At 39.3% G+C, this 15,690-nt stretch carries 16 protein-coding genes; 5 read left to right on the forward strand and 11 right to left on the reverse strand.

The genetic code is table 11. The annotated features are described in order from the left end of the window. The first annotated feature begins 132 nt into the window (after positions 1-132). The 4 genes from OQ268_RS14800 (at position 133) to OQ268_RS14815 (ending at position 3,388) form a co-directional block, all read left to right on the forward strand. On the forward strand, positions 133-702 hold the full coding sequence (locus tag OQ268_RS14800; RefSeq protein WP_265857163.1) for an RNA polymerase sigma factor: 570 nt from the start codon (positions 133-135) through the stop codon (positions 700-702). Further along, a complete protein-coding gene (locus tag OQ268_RS14805) occupies positions 683-1,441 on the forward strand; it encodes a hypothetical protein (protein ID WP_265857165.1) in 759 nt (252 codons plus the stop codon). The genes OQ268_RS14800 and OQ268_RS14805 overlap by 20 nt, the downstream gene beginning before the upstream one ends. A 27-nt stretch (positions 1,442-1,468) precedes the next feature. Then, positions 1,469-2,278, forward strand: coding sequence for an outer membrane beta-barrel protein (locus tag OQ268_RS14810; protein ID WP_265857167.1), 810 nt, complete (start codon positions 1,469-1,471; stop codon positions 2,276-2,278). Between the two features lie 114 nt (positions 2,279-2,392). After that, positions 2,393-3,388 (forward strand): ABC transporter ATP-binding protein, encoded by a 996-nt coding sequence (locus OQ268_RS14815; protein WP_265857169.1) that lies wholly within the window; start codon positions 2,393-2,395, stop codon positions 3,386-3,388. Between the two features lie 4 nt (positions 3,389-3,392). On the opposite strand, the gene OQ268_RS14820 is transcribed toward OQ268_RS14815, so the two are convergent. Continuing rightward, complete coding sequence (locus OQ268_RS14820) at positions 3,393-3,803, reverse strand: hypothetical protein (protein WP_265857170.1); 411 nt, start codon at positions 3,801-3,803, stop codon at positions 3,393-3,395. A gap of 134 nt (positions 3,804-3,937) precedes the next feature. Here OQ268_RS14820 and OQ268_RS14825 point away from each other — a divergent pair, with 134 nt between their 5' ends. Next, positions 3,938-4,498 carry a DUF4230 domain-containing protein gene (locus tag OQ268_RS14825; protein ID WP_265857172.1) on the forward strand — a complete coding sequence of 187 codons (561 nt, stop codon included), beginning with the start codon at positions 3,938-3,940 and terminating at the stop codon, positions 4,496-4,498. A gap of 71 nt (positions 4,499-4,569) precedes the next feature. On the opposite strand, the gene OQ268_RS14830 is transcribed toward OQ268_RS14825, so the two are convergent. The 10 genes from OQ268_RS14830 to ilvC form a co-directional block, all read right to left on the reverse strand. After that, complete coding sequence (locus OQ268_RS14830) at positions 4,570-4,920, reverse strand: cupin domain-containing protein (RefSeq protein WP_265857174.1); 351 nt, start codon at positions 4,918-4,920, stop codon at positions 4,570-4,572. 145 nt (positions 4,921-5,065) lie between these two features. Beyond that, the gene (gene ilvA, locus OQ268_RS14835) at positions 5,066-6,316 is read right to left on the reverse strand and encodes a threonine ammonia-lyase IlvA (protein WP_265857175.1); all 1,251 of its coding nucleotides are present in this window, start codon (positions 6,314-6,316) and stop codon (positions 5,066-5,068) included. Positions 6,317-6,660: 344 nt separating this feature from the next. Continuing rightward, positions 6,661-7,821, reverse strand: a complete 1,161-nt coding sequence (locus OQ268_RS14840) for a 2-isopropylmalate synthase (protein WP_407674012.1) — start codon at positions 7,819-7,821, stop codon at positions 6,661-6,663. A 10-nt stretch (positions 7,822-7,831) separates the two neighbouring features. Beyond that, a complete protein-coding gene (gene leuB / locus OQ268_RS14845; protein WP_265857180.1) occupies positions 7,832-8,923 on the reverse strand; it encodes a 3-isopropylmalate dehydrogenase in 1,092 nt (363 codons plus the stop codon). 2 nt (positions 8,924-8,925) lie between these two features. After that, a complete protein-coding gene (locus OQ268_RS14850) occupies positions 8,926-10,389 on the reverse strand; it encodes an ATP-binding cassette domain-containing protein (protein ID WP_265857182.1) in 1,464 nt (487 codons plus the stop codon). 129 nt (positions 10,390-10,518) lie between these two features. Next, positions 10,519-11,100 carry a 3-isopropylmalate dehydratase small subunit gene (gene leuD, locus OQ268_RS14855; RefSeq protein ID WP_265857184.1) on the reverse strand — a complete coding sequence of 194 codons (582 nt, stop codon included), beginning with the start codon at positions 11,098-11,100 and terminating at the stop codon, positions 10,519-10,521. 121 nt (positions 11,101-11,221) lie between these two features. Next, positions 11,222-11,983: a class I SAM-dependent methyltransferase gene (locus OQ268_RS14860; protein WP_265857185.1), complete on the reverse strand. Its 762-nt coding sequence runs from the start codon at positions 11,981-11,983 to the stop codon at positions 11,222-11,224. 102 nt (positions 11,984-12,085) lie between these two features. Next, positions 12,086-12,367, reverse strand: coding sequence for an antibiotic biosynthesis monooxygenase family protein (locus OQ268_RS14865; RefSeq protein ID WP_265857187.1), 282 nt, complete (start codon positions 12,365-12,367; stop codon positions 12,086-12,088). A gap of 82 nt (positions 12,368-12,449) precedes the next feature. Further along, entirely contained in the window at positions 12,450-13,862 is a 1,413-nt protein-coding gene (gene leuC, locus OQ268_RS14870; RefSeq protein WP_265857189.1) for a 3-isopropylmalate dehydratase large subunit, read from the reverse strand. 145 nt (positions 13,863-14,007) lie between these two features. Continuing rightward, entirely contained in the window at positions 14,008-15,489 is a 1,482-nt protein-coding gene (ilvC, locus tag OQ268_RS14875; RefSeq protein ID WP_265857191.1) for a ketol-acid reductoisomerase, read from the reverse strand. Between the last annotated feature and the right edge of the window lie 201 nt (positions 15,490-15,690).

Here is a 15,690-nt window from a genome sequence, read left to right on the forward strand (position 1 = left end):
AAAATAATATCTTTCTTAAATAAATTCTTTTTATATCATTGATAATCAATTCACAACAAATTATTTAATATTTTTTTATTACCTCATGCAACCATTGTTTGCGATCTGCCATCTTCTATATACAAACGCACAATGAAATTGACCCGAAGCTATACGATAGATGATTTAATGGAAGGCTGCAAAGCAGGCGACCGAAAGATGCAAGAGTTGCTGTACAGGCAAACTGCACCTAAAATGCTGGCAGTATGCATGCGTTATGCAAAGGATAAAATGGAAGCTGAGGATATTTTGCAGATGGGATATATCAAAGTTTTCCAGAAGATAGAAGCCTATAGAGGTGATGGTTCATTTGAAGGTTGGATTAGAAGAGTAATGGTAAACACTGCGATTGAAAGTTACCGCAAGAATTTGCGTAGCCTGAATGTTGTTGAGATAGATGAAGCATACGAGCAACCATCAACTGGATTTGATTTTGGCACACTTGGCATGCAAGATTTAATGAAGGTGATTCAGAAATTGGCTGATGGTTATCGTATGGTATTTAATATGTATGCGATAGAAGGGTACTCGCATAAGGAAATTAGCGAAACGCTTGGTATATCCGAGGGTGCCAGTAAATCGCAACTATCTAGAGCCAGGGCAATTTTAAAAGAGGAAATTATAAAAATGGAGGGATTTGGTTATGCAACCTATACAGGATAAAGATTTTGATAAGCTATTTAAAAATGCTTTTGATGATGCAGAAATTAAGCCATCGAGAGATTTGTGGGGCAGCATTGAAAGCGAAATTGAACCTAAGAAAAAAAGGATTTTTCCGATTTACTGGCTAGCTGCAGCGGCAGTTCTATTGGTTGCCACCGTTGGGTTTTTGGTTTATCAACAGCAAGATACGCAATCCAAACAATTTGTAAATTATGTAGCCCCTGGCGTTGTTAAACCAGGAGAAGAGAAACAACATTCGGCTGGTGAAGTTGCTACGACGATTGAAACCGCTACCCCGAAAACACCATTGCCAGTAAGTGTGCAACCTATTACAAATACGGCAAAAGTTAAAAATGGCGCCAGAGTTAAACCATTACAAAAGCAACACATTGTTACTGCTCCAGAAATGCAAAAACAAGAAACGATGATTGCTGCAGTACAAGAGCCTCAAAGAGATTTGAAAGCAAAGATAGATGAAGCTGTACTGGCGAAAACGAATGATGTTGTTTTAGCTGCGAATCCAACAAACATTAAAATAGATGATGTAGTTGATGTTAGTGCTGAAACGACAGATGCTGATACCAGGAATATCAGAAATGTTGGTGATGTTGTAAACTTCATCGTAAACAAAGTGGATAAAAGAAAAGATAAGTTTATCCAGTTCCGTACTGATGATGATGATTCCTCAATATCATCGATTAATATCGGCCCTTTTAAATTTGGTAAAAAGAAAAAATAATCAATACACAAAATAAACACTCACAATATGAAACATCTGATTTTTACAACACTTTTGGTAAGCGGACTTGCCGGTGTTATGGCTCCAAGTGCATTTGCACAACAAGATACGGTAGTTAAAGATACAGTTATCAAAAAGAAAACAAAATATACTGTTAGAATTGGTGGCGGTACGCTGATCTCAAAAACAGATAGCACTGAGAACGCTAAAAAAGGACGCTTTGTTGGTGGCGTTACTTTTACCAGGGTAGATTTGGGTTTCTCTAGGTTGATTGATAATGGCGACTTCAACTTATCTCCAAACAATGAATTCTTAGATTACAAAGGTGGCAAAACAAGCACTTTCTCATTTGATGTATTACAGTTGGGGTACCGTTTTAATTCTAACTTCAAAGTGTATGTTGCAGGCGGTTTTGACTGGACACTGATCAGATTACGTGATAACATTACCATCCAAAAGAATCAACCAACCTTGGCTTACGTTAACGAAAACATCGAATTTTCCAAAAATCGCTTTTCTAGCAGTTATGTACACATACCTTTAAATTTTGAAATTCGTACCAAAGAAAATGCTAAGGGCAAAAGGTTCTACTTTGTATTGGGGCCAGAAGTTAGCTTCTTATTAAATGGTAAGGTGAAGCAAATTAGCGAGGAGCGTGGGAAAGACAAACAATACGATAACTATCATTTTCAATCTGTGCGCTACGGTGGTTCAATCAGGTTCGGTTACAATGGCTTAGGTTTGTTTACGAAATATTATTTCAACGATATGTTTAATACGCCCGCCCAAGCAGGTTTAAGGAATATGAGCTTCGGTATTACTTTTGGTTTAAACTAAAATATCATCACACACATAAATGTTAAATCCTGTTTCGGTTAGGCGAAACAGGATTTTTTGTTTATAAGCCAAAGCCTTTACCCTAAAACCCTTAAGCTTTCCTATCTTTACGTCGTGAGCGACAATATAATCAGCGTTAAAAATTTAACAAAGCAGTACCAGGACGAACAGGCTGGGGGCATAAAAAATGTCAGTTTTGATATTAATCGTGGCGACGTGGTAGCCATTATTGGTGAAAGTGGCAGCGGCAAATCTACCTTGTTAAAATCGATTTACGGCTTGTTAAAAACTGATGAGGGAGAAATCTTTTTCGAAAATGAAAAAGTTAAAGGACCAGATGAACAGTTGATCCCCGGTCATAAACAGATGAAGATGGTAACGCAAGACTTCTCTTTAAATATCTATGCGAAAGTTTACGACAATATTGCCTCACAGCTATCAAATACCGATTTAAAAACCAAAGAGGCAAAGACTTTGGCTATAATGGAGCATTTGCGGATTCTACCATTACAAAATAAAAAAATAATTGAGCTTAGCGGCGGAGAGCAACAACGCGTAGCCATTGCCAAAGCTATGGTTGCCGATACCAAGGTTTTACTCCTGGATGAACCTTTTAGCCAGGTAGACGCTTTGCTTAAAAACCAGCTGCGTGCAGATATTAAACGCGTTGCTGCTGAAACGGGTGTAACGGTAATTTTGGTTTCTCATGATCCTGCTGATGGCTTATTTTTAGCCGACCAGTTGTTGATTTTACGAAACGGCGAACTCTTGCAAACTGGTAAGCCATCAGAAATTTACCAAAAGCCTAAACATATTTATACAGCACAGATTTTAGGGAATGCGGTTGTTCTATCTCGTGGCGATGCAGAAAAGTTGGGTATTAAAACTTTCGCTGGCACGGTGGTTTTCTATCCCGAATGGGCCGAAATAAATAGTAACTGGAGTAGCAGAAGGTTTGAAGTAAAAGACGTTTACTACAAAGGGTTTTATGACGAACTGCTCTTGGAAAGAAATGGCGTAACCGTTAGGGCATTACAACTGAACCGCGGGGCACATAAAAAAAACGACCACGTTCAGTTGAACATCGGTCGTTTTCTAGAATTTTTGTAGGTTTCTACAAGTCGTTGCCAACAAGTACAACCTTTACCCTAACCGTAGAGGTAGGCTTTATTGGCGTAGTAGCTTGATAGTCGGCACTTTGGATATCTATCGAAACGCCACCGTTGTAAACTTCAAAACTATAGGCATCTACATTATAAACAAATGGTACGGCAATGTAACTTGTTCCATTGTTATAAGATATGTAAACCAATGTTCCTTCATTGTCTACGTGGTATTGGTCTATCTCCGGAATAGAAATATTAGCAGAGTAGGTTTTAGCATCGTTACTCAAAATCCACGAATTTGAAGAGATGTCTTTCACCACGGTGAGAATGGTGTTGTTGTTTTGAACCAAAACTTCTTTTTTGCACGATGCCAAACCTAGTGTGGCGATGCAAAGCATTAAAATGGTAAGCTTTTTCATGTTGATTAGTGTTTATTTGTGTGTATGTTGCGTAATACAAAACCACTGCCAAAAATGTTCGAAAAACGAATTGTGGTTTAATAATTGTTTCAAATTAGTAACCTCCATTAGAGATTTGAATTAAACGCAATAGCATGAGAGTATTTTTTAGAGTTTTACCATGGTTGATATTAGTTGTAGCTGGCTACCTTTTTATCTCTAAAAAGTTTAGTATCAATACTTCGGTAGAGAGCAAACATCAGCTATTGGTTGAGAAAATAGAGGCTATAGGTAAATTAGAACTGGTGCGCTACCAAATCAGCGATGTATTAGAACACAAAAACAAAACTGATTTTTTGCCTGAAGCCAGTGTGTTACTAATTATTAAAGCCGAGGCGGTAGGATGTATAGATCTGATGAAAATTAGACGTGAAGATATTACAATTGATGCAGATACAGCTGTAGTAAATTTGCCACAGCCAGAAATCTGTTATGTTACAATAGACCATAAAGATTCAAGGGTTTACGACACTAAAATGGCTTTCTTTCGCGAAGCCAAATTGGTTGATGAAGCTTATAAGGCGGCGGAGCGTAAAATTACTACCGAGGTAGAAAAATCCGATATTCTTGCACAAACAAAAACCAATGCCGCCAATGTGCTCAAGCCGATTATTGAAGGCTTAGGTTACAAAAACGTACGGTTGACTTTTGAATAGGACAGGGCTAATCGCCAAAAAGTTATTTTCAGTAAATCGCCCTTTGGGCAGGCCTACACGCTTTACATTGCTTATTTAAGGAAGTCTTCCCGGTGTGGATTAAAGATATCTATAAGCAATCCCTTTTCCATACAAACCACTCCATGGTAAACCAATGTTGGTGCAAAGAAAATATCGCCCTCATGGAGTATCTGCTTTTTATCGCCCATGGTTACCTCAAAACTTCCCTTAGCCACGTAACTCATTTGCAAATGCGGATGGTTATGCAAAGCTCCATTAGCGCCCTTTTCGAATTCAACCTTCACCAACATCATACTGTTATCGTAAGCCATAATTTTGCGCCTTACACCAGCCCCTAAATCTTCCCAATCAATATCACTATCGGCAATCAATGTTTTGTCGGCTAAATCTTTAAAGTTCATTTTTTCAATTCTTACGGAACACTCGGTATCTCAACTGTAGGGCGGAAAGATCTTTTCTCCAGGCAATTGATTGAATAACTTGAATGTACTTCATTAAAGTCCACTCAATATTACGGCTTGATAAGTTTCGGTTAAACATGGATCCCTATACCAAGTATTCAAACAAAGTCTGATCTTGGTTCAACTCTATAATTTCGAATTTAAAATCCTTCATTCGTTGCAGCAAGCTGGCATAATCATGCTTGTTCGATAGCTCAATCCCTACTAAAGCAGGGCCATTTTCTTTATTTGTTTTTTTTATGAACTCGAAACGAGTAATGTCATCTTGCGGACCTAGAACTTCATTTACAAATAATTTCAAGGCTCCCGGACGCTGCGGAAAGCGAACGATAAAATAGTGTTTCAAACCTTCAAAAAGGAGCGATTTCTCCTTAATCTCCTGCATCCTTTCAATGTCGTTATTGCCACCACTAATAATACAAACCACATTTTTGCCTGCAATCTGGTCTTTAACCTGCTCTAAAGCAGCCACAGAAAGTGCGCCGGCAGGCTCTACAACAATAGCATCTTCGTTGTAAAGTTTTAATATGGTAGTGCAAATTTGCCCTTCAGGAATTAAATAAGTAGAACTCAGCAATTCCTGGCAATATTGGTAGGTAATCCAACCCATTCGTTTCACAGCAGCGCCATCCACAAAGCGTTCAATATTCTCAACCGTTATAGGTCCTCCATTCTTTAAAGCCTCACTTAAGGAAGGTGCGCCCATGGGCTCAACGCCAAAAATCTTAACATCGGGTTTTGCCGTTTGTAAGTATGCACTTACGCCAGATGCCAGGCCGCCACCACCTACAGGCACAATAATGGCATCAAGGTTTGGTAGATCTTCTAAAATTTCAACAGCCACAGTTGCCTGTCCTTCAATCACTTTTTCATCATCAAAGGGCGGAATAAAAGTAGATGATTTCGCCTCGCAGTAAATCAATGCCTCTTTCAAGCAATCATCAAAAGTGTCGCCAACCAAAATAATTTCGATATTGTCGCCGCCAAACATATTTACCTGCTTAATTTTCTGCTTGGGCGTAATTTCAGGCATAAATATTACCCCCTTAATTCCTAGCTTTTTGCACGAAAATGCAACACCTTGCGCATGGTTACCCGCACTTGCGCACACTACGCCATTCATTAAATCTGCTTGCGGCAGCTGACTAATTTTGTTATACGCACCACGCAACTTGTAAGACCGTACAATCTGCAAATCTTCTCTCTTTAGGTAAATACTTGCATTATATTGTGCTGAAAGTCCGGCATTAAACTCCAGCGGGGTACGTTTTACCACACCCTTGAGCCGTTGCATGGCCGAATTAAAATCTAAAGTATTTGGGGTTGTCGTATTCATTTCTATCATTTCAAGAATCCAGATTGGTTGCCAGGCCAATTATTATTATTTGTAAAGCAGCAGCAATGTTAGTCGGTTAATGCAGTCCTGCTATCCGTTACAATCTTTTTAAAACAAAATATGCTGCGCCAATTAAAGGTGTAATATTATCGCTCACAATACCTCGTTCCTCGGCATCATCCTATATTTTCGGTAGCATACCTTTAAAAAGTATTTTCACTACTATCAGGTTTATCGAACCTCGTAAAGTGCTTCGATGTGAAACCGCATTAGCAGTTAAAAATACGATGCTGTATCAATAAGCTTTAATCTAAAACCCAGTCAATTTGCATTTCGCCTTTGCGCTATGCCAAATGTAGCGCAACCAATTGGTTTAAGTCCATATCGTTTATACCTTGCTTACTATCAGCAAGAATTAAAAACTGCTTATAAACAATATCCAGATGCTCTTTTTCTAAATAATGCCCTAATCGGTCTAGGTGGTGTTTTAAGGCAGCACGACCGCTTCTCGCGGTCAGTACAATCGTCGCATCGGGAAAGCCTACATCTTCAGGTTTAATAATTTCATAGTTCTCACGGTTTTTCAAGAAACCATCCTGGTGTATACCAGAACTATGCGAAAATGCATTCCCGCCAACAATTGCCTTATTTGGCTGCACTGGCATGTTCATTTGATTTCTCACCATGTGGCTCATCTCATAAAAACGAGTGGTATCTATCTGCGTATTCAGACCTAAAATTTTGTGCGTTTTTAAAATCATTACCACTTCTTCCATCGAGGTGTTTCCGGCACGCTCGCCAATGCCATTAATAGTGCATTCTACCTGACGGGCACCATTTTGCAAACCAGCAATAGAATTTGCAGTAGCCAAGCCTAAATCATTATGGCAATGTACGGATATAATGGCTTTATCAATATTCTTAACATTTTCTTTTAGAAACTTGATTTTAGAGCCGTACTGGTCTGGCAAGCAATATCCATTAGTATCAGGAATATTTACTACCGTTGCACCGGCAGCAATTACCGCTTCCACCATTTTCGCTAAAAACTCAATATCTGCACGCCCAGCATCTTCGGCATAAAATTCAATATCTTCCACATACTTTTTAGCATATTTCACGGCATCAATAGCCCGTTCCAGAATATCTTCGCGGGTGCTGTTGAATTTATGCTTAATATGGAAATCTGAGGCGCCAATCCCGGTATGAATCCGTGGCCGTTTCGCATATCGTAATGCATCTGCAGCAACATCAATATCATTCTTATTTGCACGGGTTAAAGCACAAATAATTGGATTATTTACCGCTTTAGAAAGTTCAATAACACTATTAAAATCTCCAGGGCTCGATACCGGGAAACCCGCCTCAATTACGTCAACACCTAAAAGTTCGAGCGATTTTGCGATTTCAACTTTTTGGTTAGTATCTAACTGGCAGCCGGGTACCTGTTCGCCATCACGTAAGGTGGTGTCGAAAATGTAAACTTTGTTTGGATCGTGAATCATCATCTTATATTTAGGATTGATTGTTTTTTTGTGATAAGAATTTTAAGACCAATTTGCCCATCTCTGCTGTGCCCAACACCTTAAAACGGTTGGTACTTTGGTCGGCAATATCGTTTGTTCTGAAACCTTCTTTCAAAACTTCATCTATGGTATCCACCAGAAACTTGGCTTCCTCTTTTAAACCAAAACCGATCTCGAGCATCAGCGCTGCCGAAAGGATAGAAGCAAGCGGATTTGCAAGGTCTTTACCAGTAATATCGTGTGCAGAACCGTGTATAGGCTCGAAGAAACCAGTACTTTCGCCCACAGACGCAGATGCAAGCATTCCCATAGATCCTGCAATCTGCGAAGCTTCATCGGTAAGGATGTCGCCAAATAAATTTGCCGTTAAAACCACATCGAATTTTTTTGGGTTTTTGATCAACTGCATGGCTGCGTTATCAATAAACATGTGTTCGGTTTCAACATCAGGGTATTGTTTTGCAATCTCCTGAACGGTTTCACGCCACAAGCGAGAGCTTTCGAGAACGTTGGCTTTATCTACAGAACACAATCTTTTACTACGTTGTTGTGCTGCCTGATATGCTTTATGTGCAATACGCTCAACTTCGTATTTATGGTAAATCATTAAGTCTGAAGCCGTATTTCGATCTTCCGAGCGAGATTTCTCGCCGAAATAAACATCGCCAGTTAATTCTCTGAAAAACAAAATATCTGTTCCCCTTAAAATTTCAGGTTTAATACTCGATGCCTGAAGCAGTTCGTCAAACAGCAATATTGGGCGAAGGTTTGCAAATAGACCAAGCTCTTTACGAATTTTCAATAAACCTTGCTCTGGCCTAACTTTCAGGCTTGGATCGTTATCATATTTTGCATGACCAATAGCGCCAAACAGGATGGCATCACTTTTTCGTGCTTTTTCTAACGTTTCATCAGGCAAAGGTTCGCCAGTAGTTTCAATTGCCACGTGTCCCATCAAGGCTTCCTCGAACACAAACTCATGTCCAAAGATTTCAGCAATTTTCTCTAAAGCTGCTTTTCCCCATGTAGTCACTTCGGGTCCAATACCGTCTCCTGGTATTACTAAAATGTTCTTCTTCATTCTTAAACGCTTTCTAGTATATCTTCAACGAGTTTTACCTCGCCTTTTTCTAATAAAATTCTTTTTTCTATACAGGTTGGCAATTGCGCTTCAAAATGACCAACGTAAATCAGCGTCATTCCGTTGCTGCACAATCTATCAACCAATGTGTTAAATTGTTGTGTTTGTTGTTGGTCTAAACCTTGGCAAGGTTCATCCAAAATCAATAGTTCAGGGTTTTTAATAATTGTTCTAGCCAATAAAACCAACCTTTGTTTTCCTAAAGGTAGCGCAGTTAATAGCTCGTTTTTTGATGAGGTTAATCCAAAATACTCGACCAACTCATCAACCTGTTCGCTCTTGCTATAAGGTAGCTGCTGGAAAAGCCCAACAGTATCGTAGAAACCAGAAGCAATACTCTGCCATACTGTAGCATTGGCGTCGAAATACCAGTGAAATTCTGGTGATATTAACCCAATATGTTGTTTAATTTCCCAAATACTTTCACCACTTCCTCGTCGGTTACCAAACAAATAAAGTTCATTAGCGTAAGATTGGGGATGGTCGCCATTAATCAAGCTTAGTAACGTAGATTTACCCGAACCGTTATGGCCTTGCAAAAGCCACTTGTCACCAGCATTTACTTCCCAATTAATATTCCTTAATACCTGTTTATCACCATAGCTGATATTTACATCAACCATTTTTACCATTTGTTTTGCCGTATATATAGGAGACGATTGCAAGAATGTTGGAATATGCTTCAAATTCTCCTGAGCAGCTTCTAGCCTAGCTTCTTTGCGGGGAGAGGTAACTAATTGGTTATCTCTTAATGTCGCAAAGCAGTTGATGCACAATGGCAATTCTTCATCATTGCTTATCAAAATGAATTGGACGCCGATCGCCGCCAGCTGGTCTAGCAAAATATTTAGACTTTTACGAGATGCTGCATCTAAGCCTGTATATGGTTGATCAATAATTAACAATTGTGGTTTTAGCCACAATGCTTTTACCAGCTGTAATTTTTTGTGCTCTCCACTTGATAATTCAATTAACTGAGAACTGGCAAATGACGAAAAGTGCAGCTTTTCCAATATCGGCTCTACCTGATCAAAATGAAGGTTATTTTCTTTGCCGAAACTCGCTAATTCTCCATGAACGGTAACAGTATCTTTAGCCTGCTGACTGGTATAACGTTGTTGATAATAAAAATTGGCAACACCTTCTAAGTTTTTAAATTGATACCAACTCGCTACAAATAATGCTTTTTTAGGTAGTTCACTATCTAAATTGAAGCGGATTTTTACCTCGCCACTTGCAGTCTCTAAACCAGCTATAATTTTAGCTAACGTTGTTTTTCCACTGCCACTTTCTCCAGATAAAACCCAGTTTTCGCCTGCGTTTATAGTCCAATTCAAATCCTTTAACACCTGCTTTTGCTGGTATTTTAGGTTTAGGTTTTGAATACTGACTATACTTTCTTTCACTGTGTTCTTTTTTTGAATTTCAAATGGTTTTTGGCGCTCGTCATGCTGAATTTATTTCAGCATCTGTTATGCATTAATTCTTATAAGTTAGACCCTGAAATAAATTCAGGGTGACGACACATATTTGTTTTAGCTCTTCTCGAATGCCTCAATCAAATCTTTTTGTGCCAGGATAAAATCGATATCATCATAGCCATTAATCAAACACGATTTTTTATAAGGGTTTATTTCAAAATCCTCTTTTGCACCGGTAGCTAAAATCATAACGGTTTGATTTTCCAGGTCTACTTCCAGAGCAGATTTTGCATCAATCTCAACTGCATTAAAAATCTGAGCCAAAAAATCTTCACTCACTTGTATGGGCAGCAAGCCATTGTTAAGTGCATTTCCTTTAAAAATATCAGCAAAGAAGCTGCTAATTACGACATCAAAACCTGCATCTTGAATGGCCCAGGCTGCATGCTCACGACTGCTGCCACAACCAAAATTTTTACCGGCAACCAAAATTTTTCCACTGTATGTTGGGTTGTTCAGCACGAAATCAGCTTTCAGACTATTGTCGTTTTCATAACGCCAGTCACGAAATAAGTTTTCTCCAAAACCCTCGCGAGTAGTTGCTTTTAGAAATCTGGCCGGAATAATCTGGTCGGTATCTATGTTTTCTATATTTAACGGTACAACCGCCGATGTTAATTTTGTGAATTTTTTCATTTCAAATCGTATCAAGTAGCGAGTATCAAGTATCAAGACTTGTATTCACGTTATTTTAGTACACTGTATTTTTTTAGCTTTCGTCTTTATGCTTTTTAAACCTTCAACCTCACAATACCCTCTACCTTTTATGGGCCTTAATCCTCAATCTTCTGTAATCGGCAACCCATTCACCATTTATAAAATAGTTCGGTTTTAAAATTTCTACAGCAAGGGTTTTAATAGCTTCGCCTTCATCATCAGTTAGGTTTTTAAAAGCATGGGTAGCAAATTGATTAATCCAACTAATCATTCCATTTTCACCCTTTAGTTTTGTAGGTCTATCAAATAACCAAGCTTGTTCAACTTCAAAACCAGCGTTTTCCAACAAGGTGGTGTATGTGGAGATAGATGGGAAGTACCAAAAGTTATTGATCACTTTATCGGCGAGGCCTAAATTTTTAGCTGCAGAAGTTATCGCATCAGTGATACTCTTCACATTTCTTTTTCCGCCAAATTCTGCTACTAACCTTCCGCCGGTTCTTAAGCTTTTAAACAGACCCTCAATTAAGGCAGGTTGGTTTTCGATCCAATGGAAAGTGGCATTGCTAAAAATGGCATCGAATATTTCATTGTATTGGAGCTCTGTAGCATCTTCTACTTTAAAATTAATCCCTGGGTAATTGGCCTTTGCAGTTGCAATCATATCAACAGAAGCATCGGTTCCGGAAACGTTAGCACCACTTTCTGCAATCTGCGCAGCTAGTTGACCAGTTCCACAACCCACGTCTAAAATATCTTCACCAGGTTTGGGAGCAAGCCATTGCAAAACATCCGCACCATAATCAGATACAAATTGATGTTGTCTATCATATAATTTACTATCCCAAACTATTTCTGGCATATTACCTCCTGACCCTCTGAAGAGGGAATAAAAACGTGAATATTGCAGTTATTTTTTTCATTTATTGTTTCTCTTAAACACTAATCCTTCTGTCTTCCAGCTTTAATAATAATGTTCAACTATCGGAAAAGGTTCATAAAAGTGATGTAATAACTTTTTCCAATCTTGGTATTCTTCAGACCCTCTGAAACCTTCTGTGTGTGCTTCTAAAGTTTCCCAGTTTACAAGTAGAATATATTTATCAATCTCTTCGATAGATTTTTTCAACTGATGTGAAATGTAACCATCCATCGAAGAGATAAGTTTTTGCGCATCGCTAAAAGCCTTTTCAAAATCAGCCGATAAACCTGTCTTAATATTCAATATGGCAACTTCTAAAATCATTTCTATGTGCTATCTCAATAAGCTTGGTGCCCCGCAATAACAAGCGGTTAAGTTTTTTGTAAAACTTTCTACCTTCCGCCTTTTAACCTTCTACCTTTTCAAGCATTTCCCTAACATCCGTTATCACGCCAGTTACTGCAGCAGCGGCGGCAGTTAACGGACTTGCCAAAAGTGTTCTGGCATTTTGTCCCTGTCTGCCTTCAAAGTTTCTATTCGATGTAGATACACAATATTTACCTGCCGGGATTTTATCCTCATTCATTCCCAAACAAGCGCTACATCCTGGTTCACGTAATTGGAAACCAGCAGCTGCAAAAATTTGATCTAAACCCTCGTTTTTTGCCTGCTGCTCTACTTGTTTCGACCCTGGAACAATCCAAACCGTAACATTATCCGCCTTGCGCTTACCTTTTACAAAGGCGGCTACTTCGCGTAAGTCTTCGATACGAGAATTGGTACAGCTGCCAATAAACACGTAATCTATCGGTCTGCCAATTAATGAAGCATCGTCATCAAAACCCATGTAATCCAAAGCTTTCTGATAAGAAAGTTTTTCTTTTTCCGGTTGTGCCTGCGTTGCTGGAATATTTTCCTGAATGCCCATTCCCATACCAGGGTTGGTACCATAGGTAATCATTGGCGCAATGTCTCCAGCATCGAATGTTAGCACGCTATCAAATCTCGCATCAGCATCGCTGTATAAGGTTTTCCAATAAGACAAAGCTTTATCCCATTCTTCGCCTTTTGGTGCAAATTCCCTGCCTTCAATGTAATCGAAAGTGGTTTGGTCTGGCGCAATTAAGCCGCCTCTAGCACCCATTTCTATACTCATGTTGCAAATGGTCATCCGGGCTTCCATGCTTAAACTCTCTATTGCTGAACCTGCATACTCAATAAAATATCCCGTGCCCCCGGCAGCCGAGATCTGAGAGATGATATAAAGGATAATGTCTTTTGCACCAACGCCTTTGCTCAATGTCCCATTCACTTCAATTTTCATGGTTTTGGGTTTCGATTGCAATAAACATTGCGTGGCGAAAACCTGCTCTACCTGCGAGGTGCCAATACCAAAGGCAATAGCGCCAAAAGCACCGTGCGTAGAGGTATGACTATCTCCACAAACCATCGTTTTTCCTGGTAGGGTAATGCCCAATTCCGGACCAATTACATGTACAATCCCTTGGAAAGGATGGCCTAAGCCATAAAGCTCAATTCCGAATTCAGCACAGTTCTTCGTAAGCATATCAACCTGGTAGCGAGAAAGCTCCTCCTTAATTGGCTGTAATTGGTTTAATGTTGGTACGTTATGGTCGGCAGTCGCTACCGTTTGCTGCGGACGTAAAACAGGTAAACCTCTCTTACGTAAACCATCAAAAGCCTGCGGGGAAGTTACCTCGTGTATTAAGTGTGTATCGATGTATAGAATATCAGGAAATCCTTTTTCGCTTTTTACAACGTGTGCATCCCAAATTTTTTCTACTAATGTTAAACCCATCTTATTATTTTTAGCCCACTCCAACCTTCCCGCAAAGGGGAGGGAGTAGTGAGTGTGTTATTATTGTGCAGAAAATTAATTCTGCGGTTTTGTCTTTTGCTTCAATTCAAAAATCTCCTCTCTTTTGAGGAGTTTCGGTGGGGCTTTAAGCAGTTTTTATTGCCTTCATAGCGGTCATCGCTTTGCGTAGCGTTGCACCAATTTGTTCAACCTCATGCGTACGGATGGCCTCATTTACCTCAATTAGTTTCCTATTATCTACGGCACCATCTTTGCCTTCATTAAAGTTTTTACCCACTAAATCGGTATCAACTTTTTTCATAAAATCAGCTAACAAAGGTTTGCAAGCCTGGTCAAATAAATAGCAGCCGTATTCTGCAGTATCAGAAATTACACGGTTCATTTCGAATAATTTCTTACGGGCAATGGTATTGGCAATAAGCGGCGTTTCGTGTAAACTTTCGTAGTAAGCACTTTCTGGTTTAATGCCCGCTTGCACCATGGTTTCGAAAGCCAGTTCAACCCCCGCACGTACAAATGCTACCATCAAAGTATAATTGTCGAAATATTCCTGTTCGCCAATTTTTACGTCGCCGGCAGGTGTTTTTTCAAAAGCAGTTTCGCCAGTTTCGGCCCTCCATTTTAGTAAGTTTTTATCACCATTTGCCCAGTCTTCCATCATGGTGCTGCTAAACTCGCCACTCATAATATCATCCTGGTGTTTTTGGAATAGCGGACGCATAATATCCTTCAATTCTTCAGAAATTTCGAAAGCTTTAATTTTGGCTACGTTGCTTAAACGATCCATCATCGCTGTAATACCACCTTGCTTTAAAGCCTCGGTAATTACTTCAACACCGTACTGCACCAATTTCGAAGCATATCCCGCATCAATGCCTTTTTCTACCATTTTATCAAACGATAGGATAGAACCTGTTTGCAACAAACCACAAAGAATAGTCTGCTCGCCCATTAAATCAGATTTTACTTCTGCAACGAAAGATGATTTTAATACACCCGCTCTATGCCCGCCAGTACCCACGCAGTACGCTTTTGCCTGTGCCAAACCTTTACCTTGAGGATCGTTTTCTGGGTGTACTGCAATTAAAGTTGGTACGCCGAAACCACGCACATATTCTGCTCTAACCTCGCTACCTGGGCATTTAGGTGCCACCATAATTACAGTTAAATCTTTGCGAATTTGCATACCTTCTTCTACGATGTTAAAGCCATGCGAATACAATAAAGTAGCTCCGTCTTTCATTAAAGGCATAATGGCGTTAACCACGGCAGTGTGTTGTTTATCTGGCGTAAGGTTAATTACCACATCAGCACCAGGTATTAATTCTTCGTAAGTGCCAACATTAAAGTTATTCTCTGTGGCATTTTTCCAACTATCTCTTTTGCCTTCAATAGCTTCCTTGCGCAAAGTGTAGCTAACATCTAAACCACTATCCCTTAAGTTTAAACCTTGGTTTAGGCCTTGTGCGCCGCAACCTACAATTACTAGTTTTTTGCCTTTTAGGGAACTAACGCCATCTAAAAATTCAGCGCTGTCCATGAAATCGCAAACACCTAATTGGTTCAATTTTTCTCTTAGAGGTAGTGTATTAAAATAATTTGACATCGTTTTATCGGTTAATTTCTATTTATTTTTTGGTTTATGTTTATTGTATTCCTCGCTATTTTATCAATTTTCTTACCCTTGAAAAGCAATTTATCTGCTCATCGGTTATTTCAGTCCCGCTTTTCGCTGCAATCTTTTTGTCTGCTTCAGTTACCCTTTTTGAGGTTGCTGGGGTGGCAAAAATGTATTCATTAATTGCAT

It is taken from the genome of Pedobacter sandarakinus (genome assembly GCF_026240095.1).
GTDB classification, from domain to species: domain Bacteria; phylum Bacteroidota; class Bacteroidia; order Sphingobacteriales; family Sphingobacteriaceae; genus Pedobacter; species Pedobacter sandarakinus.

Coding starts and splice junctions, on each gene's coding strand:
- OQ268_RS14800 (WP_265857163.1), top strand. CDS start 133: ATGAAATTGACCCGAAGCTATACGATAGATGATTTAATGGAAGGCTGC.
- OQ268_RS14805 (WP_265857165.1), top strand. CDS start 683: ATGCAACCTATACAGGATAAAGATTTTGATAAGCTATTTAAAAATGCT.
- OQ268_RS14810 (WP_265857167.1), top strand. CDS start 1,469: ATGAAACATCTGATTTTTACAACACTTTTGGTAAGCGGACTTGCCGGT.
- OQ268_RS14820 (WP_265857170.1), bottom strand. CDS start 3,803: ATGAAAAAGCTTACCATTTTAATGCTTTGCATCGCCACACTAGGTTTG.
- OQ268_RS14825 (WP_265857172.1), top strand. CDS start 3,938: ATGAGAGTATTTTTTAGAGTTTTACCATGGTTGATATTAGTTGTAGCT.
- OQ268_RS14830 (WP_265857174.1), bottom strand. CDS start 4,920: ATGAACTTTAAAGATTTAGCCGACAAAACATTGATTGCCGATAGTGAT.
- ilvA (WP_265857175.1), bottom strand. CDS start 6,316: ATGAATACGACAACCCCAAATACTTTAGATTTTAATTCGGCCATGCAA.
- OQ268_RS14840 (WP_407674012.1), bottom strand. CDS start 7,821: ATGATTCACGATCCAAACAAAGTTTACATTTTCGACACCACCTTACGT.
- leuB (WP_265857180.1), bottom strand. CDS start 8,923: ATGAAGAAGAACATTTTAGTAATACCAGGAGACGGTATTGGACCCGAA.
- leuD (WP_265857184.1), bottom strand. CDS start 11,100: ATGAAAAAATTCACAAAATTAACATCGGCGGTTGTACCGTTAAATATA.
- OQ268_RS14860 (WP_265857185.1), bottom strand. CDS start 11,983: ATGCCAGAAATAGTTTGGGATAGTAAATTATATGATAGACAACATCAA.
- OQ268_RS14865 (WP_265857187.1), bottom strand. CDS start 12,367: ATGATTTTAGAAGTTGCCATATTGAATATTAAGACAGGTTTATCGGCT.
- leuC (WP_265857189.1), bottom strand. CDS start 13,862: ATGGGTTTAACATTAGTAGAAAAAATTTGGGATGCACACGTTGTAAAA.
- ilvC (WP_265857191.1), bottom strand. CDS start 15,489: ATGTCAAATTATTTTAATACACTACCTCTAAGAGAAAAATTGAACCAA.